General features: G+C 55.5%; 17 protein-coding genes. 7 read left to right on the forward strand and 10 right to left on the reverse strand.

Features of this window, described 5'->3' with window-relative positions:
• Nucleotides 1-30: 30 nt before the first annotated feature.
• Entirely contained in the window at nt 31-738 is a 708-nt protein-coding gene (locus tag OHL21_RS13805; RefSeq protein WP_263417866.1) for a hypothetical protein, read from the forward strand.
• Between the two features lie 335 nt (nt 739-1,073).
• Here the strand turns inward: OHL21_RS13805 and OHL21_RS13810 are convergent, their stop codons facing one another.
• The 3 genes from OHL21_RS13810 to OHL21_RS13820 form a co-directional block, all read right to left on the reverse strand.
• Nucleotides 1,074-3,032 (reverse strand): DUF4238 domain-containing protein, encoded by a 1,959-nt coding sequence (locus OHL21_RS13810; RefSeq protein ID WP_263417867.1) that lies wholly within the window; start codon nt 3,030-3,032, stop codon nt 1,074-1,076.
• 201 nt (nt 3,033-3,233) lie between these two features.
• A complete protein-coding gene (locus tag OHL21_RS13815) occupies nt 3,234-3,458 on the reverse strand; it encodes a hypothetical protein (RefSeq protein WP_263417868.1) in 225 nt (74 codons plus the stop codon).
• Nucleotides 3,459-3,855: 397 nt separating this feature from the next.
• Nucleotides 3,856-5,274: a tyrosine-type recombinase/integrase gene (locus tag OHL21_RS13820; protein ID WP_263417869.1), complete on the reverse strand. Its 1,419-nt coding sequence runs from the start codon at nt 5,272-5,274 to the stop codon at nt 3,856-3,858.
• Between the two features lie 332 nt (nt 5,275-5,606).
• Here OHL21_RS13820 and OHL21_RS13825 point away from each other — a divergent pair, with 332 nt between their 5' ends.
• Nucleotides 5,607-7,316 (forward strand): alpha/beta hydrolase-fold protein, encoded by a 1,710-nt coding sequence (locus OHL21_RS13825; RefSeq protein WP_263417870.1) that lies wholly within the window; start codon nt 5,607-5,609, stop codon nt 7,314-7,316.
• 69 nt (nt 7,317-7,385) lie between these two features.
• Here OHL21_RS13825 and OHL21_RS13830 read toward each other — a convergent pair whose 3' ends face one another.
• Nucleotides 7,386-8,378, reverse strand: coding sequence for an aldo/keto reductase (locus OHL21_RS13830; RefSeq protein ID WP_263417871.1), 993 nt, complete (start codon nt 8,376-8,378; stop codon nt 7,386-7,388).
• A gap of 278 nt (nt 8,379-8,656) precedes the next feature.
• Between OHL21_RS13830 and OHL21_RS13835 the strand changes: the two genes are divergently transcribed.
• The gene (locus tag OHL21_RS13835) at nt 8,657-8,860 is read left to right on the forward strand and encodes a cold-shock protein (protein WP_263417872.1); all 204 of its coding nucleotides are present in this window, start codon (nt 8,657-8,659) and stop codon (nt 8,858-8,860) included.
• A 107-nt stretch (nt 8,861-8,967) separates the two neighbouring features.
• Complete coding sequence (locus tag OHL21_RS13840; RefSeq protein WP_263417873.1) at nt 8,968-9,237, forward strand: hypothetical protein; 270 nt, start codon at nt 8,968-8,970, stop codon at nt 9,235-9,237.
• Nucleotides 9,238-9,407: 170 nt separating this feature from the next.
• Here OHL21_RS13840 and OHL21_RS13845 read toward each other — a convergent pair whose 3' ends face one another.
• The 3 genes from OHL21_RS13845 to OHL21_RS13855 all read right to left on the reverse strand — a co-directional run bounded on the left by OHL21_RS13845 (nt 9,408) and on the right by OHL21_RS13855 (nt 11,955).
• Nucleotides 9,408-9,914 (reverse strand): carboxypeptidase-like regulatory domain-containing protein, encoded by a 507-nt coding sequence (locus OHL21_RS13845; protein ID WP_263417874.1) that lies wholly within the window; start codon nt 9,912-9,914, stop codon nt 9,408-9,410.
• Nucleotides 9,857-10,561, reverse strand: a complete 705-nt coding sequence (locus OHL21_RS13850; protein ID WP_263417875.1) for a carboxypeptidase-like regulatory domain-containing protein — start codon at nt 10,559-10,561, stop codon at nt 9,857-9,859. The genes OHL21_RS13845 and OHL21_RS13850 overlap by 58 nt, the downstream gene beginning before the upstream one ends.
• A gap of 155 nt (nt 10,562-10,716) precedes the next feature.
• Nucleotides 10,717-11,955 carry a peptidase associated/transthyretin-like domain-containing protein gene (locus OHL21_RS13855; RefSeq protein WP_263417876.1) on the reverse strand — a complete coding sequence of 413 codons (1,239 nt, stop codon included), beginning with the start codon at nt 11,953-11,955 and terminating at the stop codon, nt 10,717-10,719.
• 112 nt (nt 11,956-12,067) lie between these two features.
• On the opposite strand from OHL21_RS13855, the gene OHL21_RS13860 reads away from it, so the two are divergent.
• Nucleotides 12,068-12,358 carry a Dabb family protein gene (locus tag OHL21_RS13860; protein ID WP_263417877.1) on the forward strand — a complete coding sequence of 97 codons (291 nt, stop codon included), beginning with the start codon at nt 12,068-12,070 and terminating at the stop codon, nt 12,356-12,358.
• Nucleotides 12,359-12,535: 177 nt separating this feature from the next.
• Here OHL21_RS13860 and OHL21_RS13865 read toward each other — a convergent pair whose 3' ends face one another.
• Nucleotides 12,536-13,270, reverse strand: coding sequence for a PIG-L deacetylase family protein (locus tag OHL21_RS13865; protein WP_263417878.1), 735 nt, complete (start codon nt 13,268-13,270; stop codon nt 12,536-12,538).
• Nucleotides 13,261-14,058 carry a ribonuclease HII gene (locus tag OHL21_RS13870; protein ID WP_263417879.1) on the reverse strand — a complete coding sequence of 266 codons (798 nt, stop codon included), beginning with the start codon at nt 14,056-14,058 and terminating at the stop codon, nt 13,261-13,263. Before OHL21_RS13870 ends, OHL21_RS13865 begins: the two co-directional genes overlap by 10 nt.
• A 146-nt stretch (nt 14,059-14,204) precedes the next feature.
• Here OHL21_RS13870 and OHL21_RS13875 point away from each other — a divergent pair, with 146 nt between their 5' ends.
• The gene (locus OHL21_RS13875) at nt 14,205-15,137 is read left to right on the forward strand and encodes a hypothetical protein (protein ID WP_263417880.1); all 933 of its coding nucleotides are present in this window, start codon (nt 14,205-14,207) and stop codon (nt 15,135-15,137) included.
• A 76-nt stretch (nt 15,138-15,213) separates the two neighbouring features.
• On the opposite strand, the gene rplS is transcribed toward OHL21_RS13875, so the two are convergent.
• Entirely contained in the window at nt 15,214-15,567 is a 354-nt protein-coding gene (gene rplS, locus OHL21_RS13880) for a 50S ribosomal protein L19 (protein WP_147649411.1), read from the reverse strand.
• A gap of 48 nt (nt 15,568-15,615) precedes the next feature.
• On the opposite strand from rplS, the gene OHL21_RS13885 reads away from it, so the two are divergent.
• A partial coding sequence (locus tag OHL21_RS13885) for a hypothetical protein (RefSeq protein ID WP_263417881.1) occupies nt 15,616-16,055 on the forward strand: 440 nt, incomplete at its 3' end.

A 16,055-nucleotide genomic window follows, 5' to 3' on the forward strand; every position in this document is an offset into this window, starting at 1 on the left:
GTTTACAAGGCGCTACATGTACCTGGTCACGTGGTCCGCAATCCCATTTTGGTTACCGCCGAGACAACTGTAGAGACGAGCCAGCAGGTACGTGATTACCTCTTATGCCAACGCTGTGAGGTACGCTTTCAACAAAATGGCGAGGACTGGTTGATGAGGAACGGGCCATTTCGAAGAGATGGACGTTTTCCGCTGCGTGATGCTCTCCAACAATCTACGCCAGGAGAAACAATACCAATCGGCGTACTGTATACGGCTCCATTTGACCCAGGGTTCGATGTGCACAAGCTCATCTACTTCGGCGCCAGTGTTTTCTGGCGCTCGTCTGTTCATCACTGGAATGACTCAAAAAAATTGATGACGCCCGCGAAGCTCGCTGATGACCTAGAAGAAGATCTACGTTTGTATTTATTGGACAAGGCGGCATTTCCCAGCAGTGTTCTATTCCTGCTCAGTATCACGGCATCGAAGCCCCTTCAGCACTTCAATCATCCCGGTCCAATGACACCTAATACGCCTGCTAAGACTGATATCACGGGCGTTGCTTTCAACATCCCTGGTATTCAGTTCCGGATGTTTACCGGAGGTTTTCCTAGCCATATGAGAGCGAATTCCGCAGCCGTCCCTCCCCACAAAGTTCTTCTCACCGACAGAGTTGAGCAAGAGATTCATTCACGTGCGGCAGAAATGAGCACGGATAGTAAAGTCGTTGGAACCTTGGCGAGTAAGAAGTTTTAGCTCAGCACATCTCGTAGCCTAGGAGAGCCTAATGTCTTGTCCCAACTATAGCCAGCTAGAAACCGATCTCCACACTGCTCTTAGGGCTGTGATGCGTGTTAGATATGGCTCGTACTACAGCAAGAGGACTGAAGATGAGCACGCAGCTCGCCTCGCTCTAGGTAAAGTTGAGTACGAATTGAATCGCCATATCAAAGGCTGTGATGCTTGTGCGGCAGACAAGAGAATGCCAATAAACACGACGCTGGGAACAAGCTAGCTGAGGAAGGGGTGGCTCCACTTTGATTAGGTGTTCTGCAAACGTAGTCACGTAGTTCTTGGGGCCGTCGAACGGTTCACGCTAACGATAGTAGCCACTCATGTATTGGCGTCACATCGTCGTAGATCGACATCCTTACCTCGGACGGTAGTAGTAAAGATGCGTATTGCGCTTGCCCATCCTCAGCCGTCGCATAGACCTCGCAATAACATGCGTTCAGCATGTGGTACATATCGTTAACTAAATCTCTAGGATTCTGGCCGCCTTGCGCACACCGCCAATTGCCATAAAGGTCGGCGCGAACCACGCTCTTAGCCATCCGAAAGTGCGGAATTCTAATGAGCCGGTGAGCAACAGTCAGCGCCTCATCATCTGGAATGCCTGAGTACATCCGTTGCAAATGCTTGGCCAGCAATGCACTACCACGCAGGCTGGAAGACTCGGCGCGAAGCCACGATTCCAACTGATCCTTGGAGACTCGTTGGAGCTGTTGCCTAGCGTCGTCTTTACCCTCGAAATGCTCTTTCTGCCTGCTTCGGCTATCCTGAGAGAACTGCGATCTGCCTGCAACGAACTGCTGTACGTGTTCGTCATAGGTGCCCTCTGATAGTTTATCCACTTCCACTTTCATCTTGTGATACTCGGCCTCTTCGTAGGAGGCGATGATCTGAACGATTGATTTATTGCGAAACGCAACAACTTCGCGATGCAGTTGCTCCATATTGTCGTGCATGACGATGACGCCGCAATCGATCAGTTGCTTTAGGTATCTAAATAAAGCTTGGCCACGATCTGGTTTGTTTTTGAACGTCCGGGCGAGTTCGTACAGAACATGTCCGCTCAGTGAAAGCCGCATGTTCTTCCCGCTAAGGTGTTTGTGTAGTGACTGAGGATCAACATCCTGGTCGAGAAGTCTGTTCCAGAGCATTGTGTCCAAATAGATTGCCTTTGGCAGGCTAGGTGTATTATCTACGTTCGTTCCGGTTTGCCTTTGTATGGGAAGGCTAGATGGACGCGATTCAGCACGTTTTCCTCTACTCACTAAGGCATCGTAGATCGCACTGCTATAGTCCCGGTGCCACACTGTGAAGACGTTTTCGCCGATGCGAGAAGTCGATATGAATTTCTTGACCAAAACATCAATGTCATCCTTGCCAATGTTGGCAAAGCACTCTTTGTAGGCAAAAGCGGCTTGCGCGATATTGATTTCGTCTACAGTGGGTTCTAACGGTACAAGGGTTCTTTCGACATTGGGTAGGATATGAAGGCATGTAGTGGGCGAGACGGGAAGAAAAACCTCGATATTTCTGCGCCAGAATCCGCCTCCATGATAAAGAGTTCCCTGGGCGTCGCGTTGCCACGTAACAACTGGAGAATCCGAGATGATGAAGGGCTTATCAGGTGAAGTGCGGACGAGCCTCCAATCTCCTTGATACATCGGCTCATCCAGGTTCACCATTCCGTTTCTAAGGCCCACAAGGTACTGCTTTTGATGTGCATCAGGCTCCGCAAGATCCCCGAACCTTCTCAAGGTCTCCGTTGCAACCTCTTTTGCCGTGAACGGCTTTGGGAGAGGAATACCTCGACATATCAGATCGATATTCCAGCTTGTCGCTATTGTGAGGAGCTGAGATTCATTCTCTACGAAAAGTTTCAGAGCATGACGCTTCACGGCTTGTAGGTGCTTCGTGCCTTCTCGACGAGCCTTTGAGCGGAGAAATAGCAATGTGACATATTGCGTAAGCTGCTTACGTTGTTCGTCGGTTGCTAAGAAGGAGGGGTCACCGAGAAGATGAACAAATTGATTGACAGGATGTTCGTATTCGGTCGCAAGTCTGACTTCGGTCTGTGCCTCACCAGCAGGGTCTAACGGGTCTACAAAGTGTCCGTGGTACCTAGTTGCCGATTTCGGAGACTGTTTGTGATAGGGCGGTCGATCTTTTGTGTAACGCCACAACCACTGCGCCTTAGTGCCGGAGTGGTAGTAAGAAAACTTTCGAAGCAGACTTTCCGGAACAGTATGCGAACCGATCACTTGTGTAGCTTTCCTATCCTTGAATTTATCTTAGGCCGTAAAGCTCCATTCCTTCAGCACGAATATCTGGCAGCATTTCTAATCGTGACCTGAGCGGCAAGAAAATGTGCTACGACGCGTACGCGATACGTTTTCAATGGACGGCACGAGGGGAGAGAACTTCGTCTCTCCCCCTTCAGGTTGATCCAAGCTAAGCCAGCGTTATGTCAGCTCAAAGGGATTCCAAGGTTCTATATCGTCTAGGCTCTCTAAGAACTGGGCAATCTCCTCCAAGAGGTCTGCTATGGAAGGATGGCCGGCCGGAAGAATATCAATCTGACGCTCTAGTTCAGCGATTCGATCCCAAACCATGTCGGGAGTCGGGTTGGAGGTTTCGGCGTTGGCTTGTGAGGCCAGGGGGACGGTTGTTACTTCCTTTCTTCTCACGGAAGTCTCCTATCAGTCCGGCTCTGCCTAAGGGGTTGTTCCCTATAGGTCGATAAATTTGCCAGACTGTGGTGAATACTGAGGACCTTCTATCCGATCGAATATTGGGGCGAATCTATCCCTCTTTTATTGGCTAGGCCGATCACCAGCCAAAGGCCAGCGCAGACCGAGCTGGGCCCGAAAAATTCTCTCTTTTCCGAATGTGAGCCGCACTAAGAGCGGGCCGCCGCCGGTGGCACGTGCGCCGAGATTTGCCGCAAAGAACGCCCCAGCGGGGCTAGCAGCAAATCAGAAGCATCCCGCCCAAGAACGTCCGGACCGGACGGCGGGACAACTTCGCCCTACGCCAGCCTCCGCCAGCGGCTCCGGCCAAGGACGGCTTCGGTCGTTTCGCGGGTCAGCGCGGCTTGCGCTGACTTCTTTTAAATTTATCGCGGGTCTCTGATGCTTTCGATGCCTTGGCTTTGGCCTCGTCCGGTTGCGGCAGCTCCCATCCCGCCATACCTTGCAGTACCCGATCCGCGTGCTTGACGGTATTCACGTGCCCATAGTGGCTCTCAATCATCTGGACTGATGTCCCCATCTGCTCGGCGAGGAAGTACACGTCCACGCCTTCCTGCAATCTGAGCGTGGCGTAGGTATGCCGGAAGCAATAGGTCGAGCGCGGAACGCCCTGCGTGCCTTCGCGCAAACTCGCCTCATTCAGAAGATCAGCAATCAAAGTGCTGTAGAGAGTTTTTGCGGGAGTGCCTGTGACATTGGTAAAGACTCTGTCATCCGGTTCGGTGGCTTTGGAGATAACCCGGATGCGCTCCAAATAATCTCCGACACTTTTTGGAGCCACCAACCTGCGAGACTTGCCCTTGCCCTGCACGAACAGGACGACAATCTCGCGTCCTTCGCGGTCTTTGGCAGGCATAATGTCGCGCCAGCGCAGATTTTTCATCTCTGCCGGCCTCATACCTGTATTACAGGCAACCAGAATCATGTTGTAGGTAACTGTCCGATTCCAGACGCTTGAAGGCTTATCCGCCTGCGCGATCCACTTTCTTCCGACCGTATGGAGCTTACGGTATTCCTCCAGCGTGAACTCGTCGCGTCGCATGGTCTTGAGCTTGGGCCGTTCATCGAAACGCTGACTGGCTGGAACGTAGCGTTTCTTTATGGCGTAGTTCATCACCGCGCCAAAGATGGACATCTCAAAGCGAATGGTGGAATCGCTGATAAAAGGAACTGTCCGCCCCTCTGTAGGTTGGACTTCAATCGGCTTCAAAACCCTGATGCCTCGGGTGTGCTGAACTTTGGTCCGGCGTTCGGCTTCTTTATTCGCGAAGGATTGCGCCATGTCGGGAGTGATCTCCCGAACGCCGTTACGCTTGTTGCGCCCTGCACCGTTCGCCCGTCGCCATGCCGGATAGCCACCCCAGAGCTCATCGCCGATAAGGTGGACTTGGGTCGAACCGACATATCGATCTAAAGGGCCTTCGATAACGGCCCGGATTTTCTTGGGCCGGGCTGCGCTTATCTCTCCGTGTTGCGCCCGTGCCTCCTGTGTCAGCAGGTACTCTCTGCCTATCTCGCGGAAGGGATGGTTGAACACAGGGACATCATGCTTTAGACGAAATCGGATGTCTGCATCCTGATCGAAGGCGCGCTCACGCGCCGCCTCGATGTCGGTCGTTTTGAGTGAGACCGTTTTATAGCGGTCGGCCTTCGGGATCTTCATGCGGCAATACCACATGCGATGATCCACATCGCCACGCCGGAAGATAATCAAGCCCGGCTTGAGTTCTGCTTTGTCGGTGACGAATGCCACGTTCGCCCCTCCATCCGCTTGGCTCGTTCTGTGCAGATTCCGTGTAGATTTCTCTGCTAACTCTCTGATTCTTCGTAGTTGTGCAGGGGTTGTACGGGCAGATCGAGAACAATAACTATTTTATTTTTAGATATTTACGATATATCTCTCATCCCGAAGGGATCTGCTTTTACGGTATGGGTAGAGAAGCAGATTTCTCCGCTACGCTACGAAATGACAAAAGGAAGATCGAGCTTCGCTCGATACACCCAGATAAGCTTTGCGTATGTGGGGCACCCGTTCTGGGTAGTTTTTCTGCAACGAGAACCCTCCCGCGATACCATAGCTTGCACATGCGACACGCTGCCCTTTTCTGCTCACTCGTTGTCAGCTCCTTTGCCTTCGCTGCCCCTGCAAAACATGCTGCCGGACCACGCATTGAGGTCACCGTTACACCGGCGGCCGCTGGCAGTGCTCCGCTGACCGGGCGCGTTCTTGTCTCCATCTCCAAGGCAACTACAGGAGAGCCGCGCACTCAGATCGATGAGTCATATGAGTCGCAGCAGGTCTTCGGCATGGACGTCAGCGGTGCGGCGCCGGGCACGCCGATCGTGCTTGATGATGCGAGTGCGTATGGCTACCCCATTCGCCATCTCGCCGATCTGCCTGCAGGCGAATACACCGTGCAGGCCGTCTTCAATCGCTATGAAGAGTTTCACCTTGTCAACGGTAAGACCGTCCTACTGCCACCCGACAAGGGCGAAGGACAGCACTGGAATACCAAGCCCGGTAACCCGATGAGCAAGCCGGTCAAGCTGATCTTCGCGAAGAATGGGAATCTAACGATCACGGTGGACGCAACCATTCCCGAACCTCCGTCGCCTGCTCCGGATACGAAGTACATCCGTCACGTGCGCATTCGCAGTGAGCTGCTCTCAAAGTTCTGGGGACGTGAGATGTACGTCTCGGCTATTGTGCTTCTGCCCGAAGGCTTCGATTCCCACCCTGACGCGCACTATCCCACGGTCGTCTATCAGGACCACTTTCATCCCAACTTCAGCGCCATCGGCTGGCGAGAGACGCAGCCTCCTCCGGACCTGAAAGGACGCGAAGCCACTCGCGCCAAGTGGCAGTATGCCTTTTACCAGGCATGGACCAATGGCACCTTGCCGCACGTTCTGCTGATTGAACCGCAGCACGCCAATCCTTATTACGACGATTCGTATGCGGTGAACTCAACCAATGTTGGCCCCTACGGAGACGCGATCACGCAGGAGCTGATTCCGGCGGTGGAGAAGCAGTTTCGCGGTATCGGTCAGGGATGGGCTCGTGCGACCTACGGCGGATCGACCGGAGGCTGGGAGGCGCTGGCCTCGCAGGTCTTCTACCCGGAGTTCTACAACGGTACCTGGTCTTTCTGTCCGGATCCGGTCAGCTTCCACGCCTACCAGGGGGCGGACCTCTATACCGACACTAATGCCTACACGCGCTCCGGCCCGTTTGAGACGATCGACATTCCTTCCGACCGCCGCGGCGATTCGCACATTACCGCTCAGATGGCACAGGTGAATCATTACGAGCTCGCGCTTGGCACACATGGCCGCTCGGGCGAGCAGTATGACATCTGGCAGGCTGTCTTTTCGCCGCAGGGCGCAGACGGCTATCCTGCTCCGGTCTACGACAAGGACACCGGGGCTATCGACAAAGAGGTAGTGAAGTACTGGCACGATCACTACGATCTTGACGCCATTCTGATGCGTGACTGGACGACGTTAGGACCGAAGCTTGAAGGCAAGCTTCACATTGCAGTCGGAGACTCCGATACCTACTACCTGAACAACGCAGTCTATCTGCTGGAGACCGATCTGAAGAGCACGCGCAATCCGCATTCGGATGCGACCTTTGACTTCGGTCCGCGTAAGCCGCACTGCTATACCGGCGCCCTGCCGGAGTGGGATGAGAGTCAGGGCGCGGACCTCAACCAGCGTGTGCTGCCGTTGATGACTCGTCACATGCTGGAGACCGCGCCGAAGGATGGCGATACGAAGTCGTGGGTGTATTGAAGGCTTGAGAGCCCGATATCTCCTACCGATCCATCGCGACGGATCGGTAGGAGATATCGGGTCACCTTGTTATCTGTTGATGGTTTTCATGCCGATCGCGTTGTAGCGATCGCCGGCAACAGCGCCCCGTGGAACCGCTGCTTCAATCTCCGCAAGTTCTTCTGGAGAGAAATGAATCTGGACCGCAGCCGCATTCTCTTCCAGATACTTGCGGCGCTTCGTACCAGGAATGGGAACAAGGTCATTGCCCTGCGCCAGCACCCATGCAATCGCAAGCTGGCTGGGCTTTACACCTTTCTTCGCCGCGAGCTCTTCAAGCTTTGCGACCAGGATGAGGTTCTTGTCCAGATTCTCCCCGGAGAAGCGTGGATACCGCGCCACCCGTGAGTCGGAAGCATCAAGCGTCGAGGTGTCCTTGATGGTTCCGGTCAGAAAACCACGGCCGAGCGGAGAGTACGGTACGAAACCAATTCCAAGTTCGCGCGCGGTGGGTAGAATCTCATCTTCGACATCGCGCTCCCAAAGTGAGTACTCCGTCTGCAGCGCGGTGATGGGATGGACTTTGTGTGCACGGCGAATCGTCTCCGGACCCGCCTCTGACAGACCGAGATACTTTACCTTGCCCGCCGTGACCAGTTCGGCCATGGCGCCAACTGTCTCTTCGATCGGGACATTGGGATCGACACGGTGTTGATAGTAGAGATCGATATAGTCGACCCCGAGGCGCTGCAGCGAGGCGTCGATCGCCTGCCGCACATACTCGGGACGTCCTGAGACCTCCCAGTAGGCTGGATCTTCGCGCTTGCGCAGATTTGCGAATTTGGTCGCCAGGAAGACTTCATCGCGGCGGGGCTTGATCGTCTTGCCGACAAGAACCTCGTTATCGCCGAAGCCATAGACATCCGCAGTGTCGAGGAAGGTGATGCCGAGATCGAGCGATCGCCGCAGTGTTGCAGCGGATTCGGTATCGTTGCGATCGCCATAGAACTCGCTCATTCCCATGCAGCCGAGACCGATGCGAGAGACGATAGCACCCTGAGAGCCAAGCTTGACCTTTTCCATGCGGATAGGATGCGTTGAGACGTAAGCCGGTTCCAGGGATTATTCAGGGAATGCTTATCAACATCGCTAGCTGAGGCGACTATTGCCAGGACACGCAGATGCGAGCTTCCATAACATTTCGAGCAATTTAGGGAGGTCGCAGAACTCCACGGAGCAAGCGTGATATTCTATATCAGATCGAAGAATCCGATCTGGTCTACTTGCTTGTTCGGCTTGCCTCTACTCGCAAACACTCCACATTGTGTTCGGCGGTACTCAAAATCTACAAGGAATAAGTCATGGAACAAGGAATCGTGAAGTGGTTCAACGATGCAAAGGGATTCGGTTTTATTAGCCGTCAGAGTGGCGAGGATGTTTTCGTTCACCACAGGGCTATCAAAAGCAACGGATTCCGCAGCCTGCAGGAAGGCCAAGCTGTACGTTTCAACGTAGTGAAAGGCCAAAAAGGCTGGCAGGCGGAAGACGTTGAAGTCGTCTCGTAAAGCATGAGAAACAGGATCGATAGAAAGGGAGCGTCAGCTCCCTTTGTTTGCATGAACCTTATCGCAATTAATTGTCCCTCCAAGCCCCCCGTCCTAAGGAGACCCGAATGCAGAAACCCGCTAAAGTGCAAGACAAGTACTACCTGAAGTCTCTCCATGAGGAGATCGACCTCTTCGATCGCAAGCTGGCACATCTGGCAAAGTATGAGGCTTTTGCTTCAGAGGCGGAGCGAGAGACCGCAATCGGCAAGATGGAGACAAAACGCGCGACGTTGGCGCGGACAGCGCACAAGCTTGTAGAAGAAGGTGTCGAATTCCAACCATCCGACCTTCCTCGCTCATTTCGCTTGCAAGCAGAAGGCGCCAGTCTCGCCTGATGGTGACGAAAGGCTAGAGCATTTTCCCTGTAGGTGTAGAGTAAGGGTTTCCGCATCTATGGTGTTTTCCGCAATGAAAACGCCCCTGCACGCCCCTTCCGGAATACCAGCAACAGGGAAAATGCTCTAAAGAGCCTCTCTTCGCACACCGCCACAGGAACGTTACACATTCAGTGCCCGAAGGACAATGTCGTCTTCTTTTCCGCTACCTGAAGCGTGATACCGCTGATGTCGTTCGTGGATACAGTCACCTCTTCTTCTGCTGGACCATATTCATGAGAGACCTTTGGAGGTTGCGTGCCGGAGGCCTCCGTCGCATCGAACGCGCCATCCACCCGCAACCGGTACGTTCCCGAGGGCACGAAGGCGATCTCGAAGCTTCCATCGGGAGCGATATGACCGTTCCGGGTAAATGCACGGTCACTGGCATCGATCAAATGCACAGCACCGTGCGCCACCGGTATGCCATCTGCCTGCCGCACCACGCTGCCTCGCACAAGATGCATACCTCGCGTAGGAATTGTGATGGCAATACCTCCCATCTCCTCACTTCCGACAATTTTGAAGGTCGATGATTCTTTCTTGTGGAAGGTTCCCGGCGCATAGAGCTGTTGCGTGTTCAGGGAGAGGCTGACCTCCTGAGCCGTGTCTCTGGCGAAGACATTCGTCTGCACCATTCCGCCACCACGCGATATTCCCCGGGAGGGACACCCGCGATGCGAAACCTTCCCTGATCATCGGTGGACACTGCGGGCAAGCTATTCTCTCCTCTCCGTGTGCGATCGGCCGAGGTTTGCGATGAGACAGCCTGCACCCGGACATCTGCCGCGGGCGCTCCATCGTCGTAGAGAATCTGCCCGCTGATCACAGCCCCACGCATCAGCTCGACATCCAGAGCTGCCGCTTCCCCTCCGCGAATCGTTACACCTGTTGAGCGAAGATGCCGCTGTACCTCTGGCTCAAGACTCTCCCAATCGGAGAGGTCAACCCCTGACATGGGATCGAGATATCCCGTCAGCTCCACTTGGATCGCGTATGTCCCAGGTGAGACATGGTCAATGATGAAGGAGCCATTGAGATCGCTGAACCCTTCTCCACGTCCGCGTCCACGGCGAAGGAGATCCGCAGGCTTGCTGTTCTCCTCCGGAAGAGGTACCAGACTGATGCGCGCCTGACGTGCGGGCGCGTGGGTATCCGCACAGAAGACGTGCCCTGTCACGCGACCTGCAGGAAGAGCCGCACTCTCCCGTGGTACCGCCGGAGCAGGTGATTGGGCATGCAACGAGAGAACTGTCGTCAGAAAAAGAAAAGAGGCTCGATGCATCTGTCGACTCCCATCTACGGATTCACCGATTAGAGCATTTTCCCTGTAGGTGTAGCGTAGGAATTCCGCACCTATGAGCGTTTTCCGCAATGAAAACGCCCCTGCACGCCTCTTCCGGGACCCAGCAACAGGGAAAGTGCTCTAGACGATGAAACCTACCTCGAGTTGGCGGTAGAGCGTGCTGGAGTCATCATGGGGCGAGGCGGCTTCGTCGGATCATCGAGAGCAGGCACCTGCAGCGTGATTCCAGTGACATCTCCAGACGAGATCGTCAAAGGCTGCTCTGTCGTTCCGTAGTAGTGATTGATGCGCGGCCCCGGTCCAATCCCAACGGGTCCAGTCCCATTTTGCGGGCTCATGGATGGCATCTCGTATGCATTCATAACGCGTACGCGATAGTTCCCTGCGAAGACGAAATCAATCCGGAAACTGCCGTCCGGTGCGATCTGGCCATTGAGCATAAACGTCGGGTCATCTACGTCCACCATCTGGACGTAACCTCCGGTCACTGGCATTCCATTTGCTTGCTGTATGACGGTTCCCGTGACGAAATGCATGCCTCGCGTCGGAATGGTAATCGTGATCCCACTTTTCTCGTCTGTTCCTGAGACCTTGATGATGTCGGCGCCCGTTTTGCGAAAGGTGCCTGGCGCATAGACTGCCTGTGCATTGGAGATACTCTGAGCGATGCCCGCTCCGCTGGATCCAACAGCGAGTCGCTGAAGACTAATGGAAGTCGCCACCACGTACTCACCTGGCGGGAGACTCAGCACGCGAAAGGCTCCATGGTCATCCGTGTTGTATCCCCGGCCTGTCATCATTCGGCGAGGTCCCTTATTGACGGTACCGGGAAGGTTCAGAACGGATGCGTCGACAATCTGCATCATCACACCAGCCGCCGGTGACCCATCGTCAAACAGCACCTTGCCGGAAATGGCTGCTCCACGTTCCAGGCTCACGTCTATATTGGCGGTCTCGGAGCCGTTGACTGTGACTGTTGATAGGCTAGACCGCAGTCTGTCCTGTATTTGCGGATCGGAACTCGTCAAGTCCTGAGGATCAACGGAAGACATTGGGTCGAGGTATCCTGGCAGATCGACGCGCACTGCATAGGTTCCCGGAGCAACATGGGGAAGGACGAAGAAACCGTCCAGATCAGTCGTCTGTCCACCTCCGAAGAACATCGCGCCAGACTGACGGACACTACTCCCCGCGTCCCGCAGACGTGCAAGGCTGACGCGCGCCAGTCGAGCAGGAGCGTGCGTGTCTGCGCAAAGGATATGTCCGCTAACGCTTCCTGAAGGAGGCGGCTGTGTCTGTGGCGATTGAACCTGTGGCGCCTGCTGGGCAGGCAGAGAAACTCCGATTGCCAGAAGAAGAAAAACGCGGCGCATCTGTCGGCTCCGTTCGAGCCGATTATGGGCGAACGCACCCCGGAGCGCAATCTTCTTTTGAAGAAGCGATCTCAGATCTCCGGTATTCTGAGACCGAAACGTAAGGAGCCTCATGTTTATCCACGGATTTCTCTTCCACTGGAAGCCCGGCGCCACCGACGAGCAGAAGGCCCGCGCCCAGCGCGAGATTCTGGCCTTCCAGGGAGTGATTCCCGGTCTGCTGGAGACACACGTCGGCGAGAACATTGCCGCCAACAACCGGGACTACACCTTCGCCGGTGTGATGGTCTTCGAGAACAAAGAGGCGTACACAGCCTACTGGCCGCACCCGGCCCATCAGGCTTTGATTGCATGGCTGATGCCGATCATTGAGCCGATTGAGTTCGATTTTCAGCCGGAATAGTTCACGTACTCCCGACCGGCCCTGAAACTCTTTTGGTTTGTCATTTTGGAGCGTAAGCGGAGAAATCTGCTTCTCTACCGTTGCTTAATAGCCCAAACCCACCCTTCGCAATAAAGCCGCGAAGAATAGGGCAATGAGAGTAGTGGCTCAACCCAATTTATCGATATCCCCTAAGGGCTATTCGCGGATGCCGTCGAACATGTCATGTGTCACTGCGGCCGGTTGCGGCGTGGCGGCGGAGATCAGTGTGTAGAACTCCTGCCGTCCGAACTTGTCGAGATACGGACGCACGCTTTCCAGCACCGGCAACTGCGAGGTGTGTTTCTCGAAGGCCTGAATGCGCACCGGCAATACCTCCGCCGTATCCAGCACGCAGGTCCAGGGTGCCGGCATCAGGGGCTCGCGCTCTCCAAGGGTGAAGTTGGTGGTGATGTGATACAGCCGCTGTGCGAGATGCGGCTCGAGATCAAGTTCGGGATAGCGCTTTGCGCGCCCTGCCCAGTGATAGGCCGCCGAAGTAATCGCCGAAACCATGGTGTGATCGGGATGGACATTCAATCCGCCATCCAGACCGAAGGTCACGACGATATGAGGACGGAAGGTACGCATACGCTGCACCAGCTTTTTGGCGGCCTCATGCACGTTCGCATGCACCAGTTCGGCATCCTGGTAATCCAGCAGTTCATGATGCTGGATGCCCAGCACCTCGCAGCTGGCTACGAACTCTTCGCGGCGGATGCGGCCGAGCTCCTTGCCGTCTCTGGAGTCTCCGCGGTTGCTCGCTGCCTGTCCATCGGTCAGACAGATACAGTTCACCTCGACGCCACCCCGTGTTGCCAGAGCAATTGCTCCTCCAAAGGCAAAGCACTCGTCGTCAGGATGTGCGACGACGACCATCATCCTCAATCCCATGCTGCGTTTTCTCCAGCGGCGCTCTCGCTGAGCACCTCTTCGTCAAAGGGTAGATCGTCCATCTCCAACGCTGCTTCCAGCGCCGCATCCGGATCGACGCCAGCCACCGGCGCAAAGCTCCGCCGGTGCAGCGGCGTTGGCCCAAGTTCCTTCAAAGCTCTTCTGTGAGCCGGGGTCGCGTATCCCTTGTGCGACGCCAGCCCATACCCTGGATGAGTCTCATCGGCAGCGCGCATCAGAGCATCGCGGTGAACCTTTGCAACCACGGATGCCGCTGCAATCGAGAGCGACAATGAATCGCCATAGATCAGCTTTGTCTGTGGGCAAGGATGGTCGATGCGCATGGCATCGATCAGCAGATGATCCGGCGTTAGGGAGAGTCCTGCAACAGCATTCAACATTGCCAGCCGCGATGCCTGATAGATGTTGATGCGATCGATGGTCTCGGCATCGACCTCGGCGACACAGACGGCCAGGGCCATGGCGCGCACCTGCAGATCCAGGCGCTCGCGATCTTCGCGCTCCATTTGCTTGGAGTCCTTCAGACCTGCCTCGGCCAGCTCCGCGCAGGCTTCCGGCAGTATGACGGCGGCGGCAACTACGGGGCCGTACAACGCTCCCCTGCCAACCTCGTCCACGCCCGCGATCATTCGGTAGCCGTGGTAACGTAGCGCCTGTTCCGGAGCGTCGGAGCACACGAGCTGACGAAGCATCATCTGTTTGGCTGTTGAGGCAGCCAGCTCCTTCCCCGTACGGGCGGAGACGGCTTTGGGACGGGAGAAACGCATGGCGCTGCTTCTAAGTGTATCGTCTGGATTTTCTTTATGAAGTCGAATTGCAGTAGGTTATGCTTTCCTGCGAAGGGTCCCTCTCCGGAAAGGTTAGGTAAACCCATGACTCGGTCTCGGCCAGGCATGGGTAGGTACGCATTCCTATGTCTATGACACGGATCTTCTCCCTCATTGTGTGGGCCTCTACTCTGGCCATCGCTCAAGATGCCGCCCAACCTGCAGGCCAGGCCCCGCCCCCGGCCGCGCCGCAGAAGGAACAGAGTGTAGGCACGCTGCGCGGTATCTTCGGCAAAAAAGCCAAGCCGGTGCTCCATCCGGAAGAAGACGCCAAACGCAAGGCTGAAATCCAGAGCCAGATCGATGCGCTTCCTAAGCAGGGCACACCGATGCTCGACGAGGCCGGCAAGCAGATCCTCGACCCCGATGCCAGGCCGATGTTCAACCCGCCGCCGAAGCCCCTGCGCGACAAATACGGCGAGCCCAGACTGGACGAACACGGCAAGCTGCTTCTGCAAACCAAAGACAACCTCGGCTACGACGAGCACGGGAAGAAGCTTAAGCCAATCAAACAGAAAGAGCCGAAGAAGGTGCCGGTCACCATCGAACAGGGCACGCTTACCGTGGACGGGTGGACCGGCAAGGCGCGGCTGAATTACGACATTGCCGACCTGAAGTATCTTTACATCTACGCCCCAGGCATAGGCAATACCGTTATCTCCGGAGCGCCATTCGACGGCGCCATCGAGCAGAAGAACGCCTTTGACGGCAAAACGCTCACGGTCTCCGTCAGCGAGCACACGCTTCAGCTCGCCAGCGAAAAGCCGCTGCTGCATCAGAAACATCCCGCTTCAGCATATGTGCGTGTCGACCGGGAGTACACCATGAACTCGCGCTTCCCGGTCATGGGATACGGCACGCTCCGCCGTCCGCCCTATGCCTGGCCTGGAGCGAAAGCAGTCTCCACCAATGCTCCGGACCTGCCGAAAGAGGTCAAGCCCACGCTAGCCGTGCCTAAGCCGGCCATTCCTGGAACCAACCCACCCGCAGGAAACAAGCCTGGGGGACCTGGAAAATAGGAGCAAATTACAGAAGCACGAAAAAGCCGGCCGCGAGGCCGGCTTTTTGCGTCAGAGAAATTGACGCCGGAGACGCTTAAGCGCGTTCGACTTCCTTCAGACGGGCAGCCTTGCCACGCAGACCGCGCAGATAGAACAGCTTGGCGCGGCGAACCTGGTAGGAACGAACCTTTTCGACCTTGTCGACAACCTTGGAGTTGTACGGGAAGATGCGCTCAACACCCTGGCCGAAGCTCATCTTACGGACCGTGAAGCTGCCCTGCGGGCCCTGCTTGGTGGCGATCACAATGCCTTCAAACGCCTGGAGACGCTCTTTGTCGCCTTCTTTGATCTTAACCTGCACGCGCACAGTGTCTCCGGGGCCGAACTTCGGGAGATCGGTCCGCTGAAGCTTAGCGGCAAGTTTCTGCATGATGGGGTTGATTGACATGACACACTTTTCCTTCGAAGAGTCGAAGCCTCAGTTTACAGGAAAATCATGCAGATTGGAACCAGGCGAGATACCAGAGCATTTTCCCTGTTGCTCGGTATCCCGGAAGAGGAGTGTAGCGGCGTTTTCATTACGGAAAACGCCCATAGATGCGGAAGCCCTACGCTACACCTACAGGGAAATGCTCTAATCGCATTTTCCCTGTTGCTGGGTATCCCGGGAGAGGAGTGTAGCGGCGTTTTCATTGCGGAAAACGCCCATAGATGCGGAAGCCCTACGCTACACCTACAGGGAAATGCTCTAATCGCATTTTCCCTGTTGCTGGGTATCCCGGGAGAGGAGTGTAGCGGCGTTTTCATTGCGGAAAACGCCCATAGATGCGGAAGCCCTACGCTACACCTACAGGGAAATGCTCTAATCGCATTTTCCCTGTTGCTGGGTATCCCGGGAGAGGAGTGTAGCGGCGTTTTCATTGCGGAAAACGCCCA

This window comes from Terriglobus albidus (genome assembly GCF_025685425.1).
GTDB classification, from domain to species: domain Bacteria; phylum Acidobacteriota; class Terriglobia; order Terriglobales; family Acidobacteriaceae; genus Terriglobus; species Terriglobus albidus.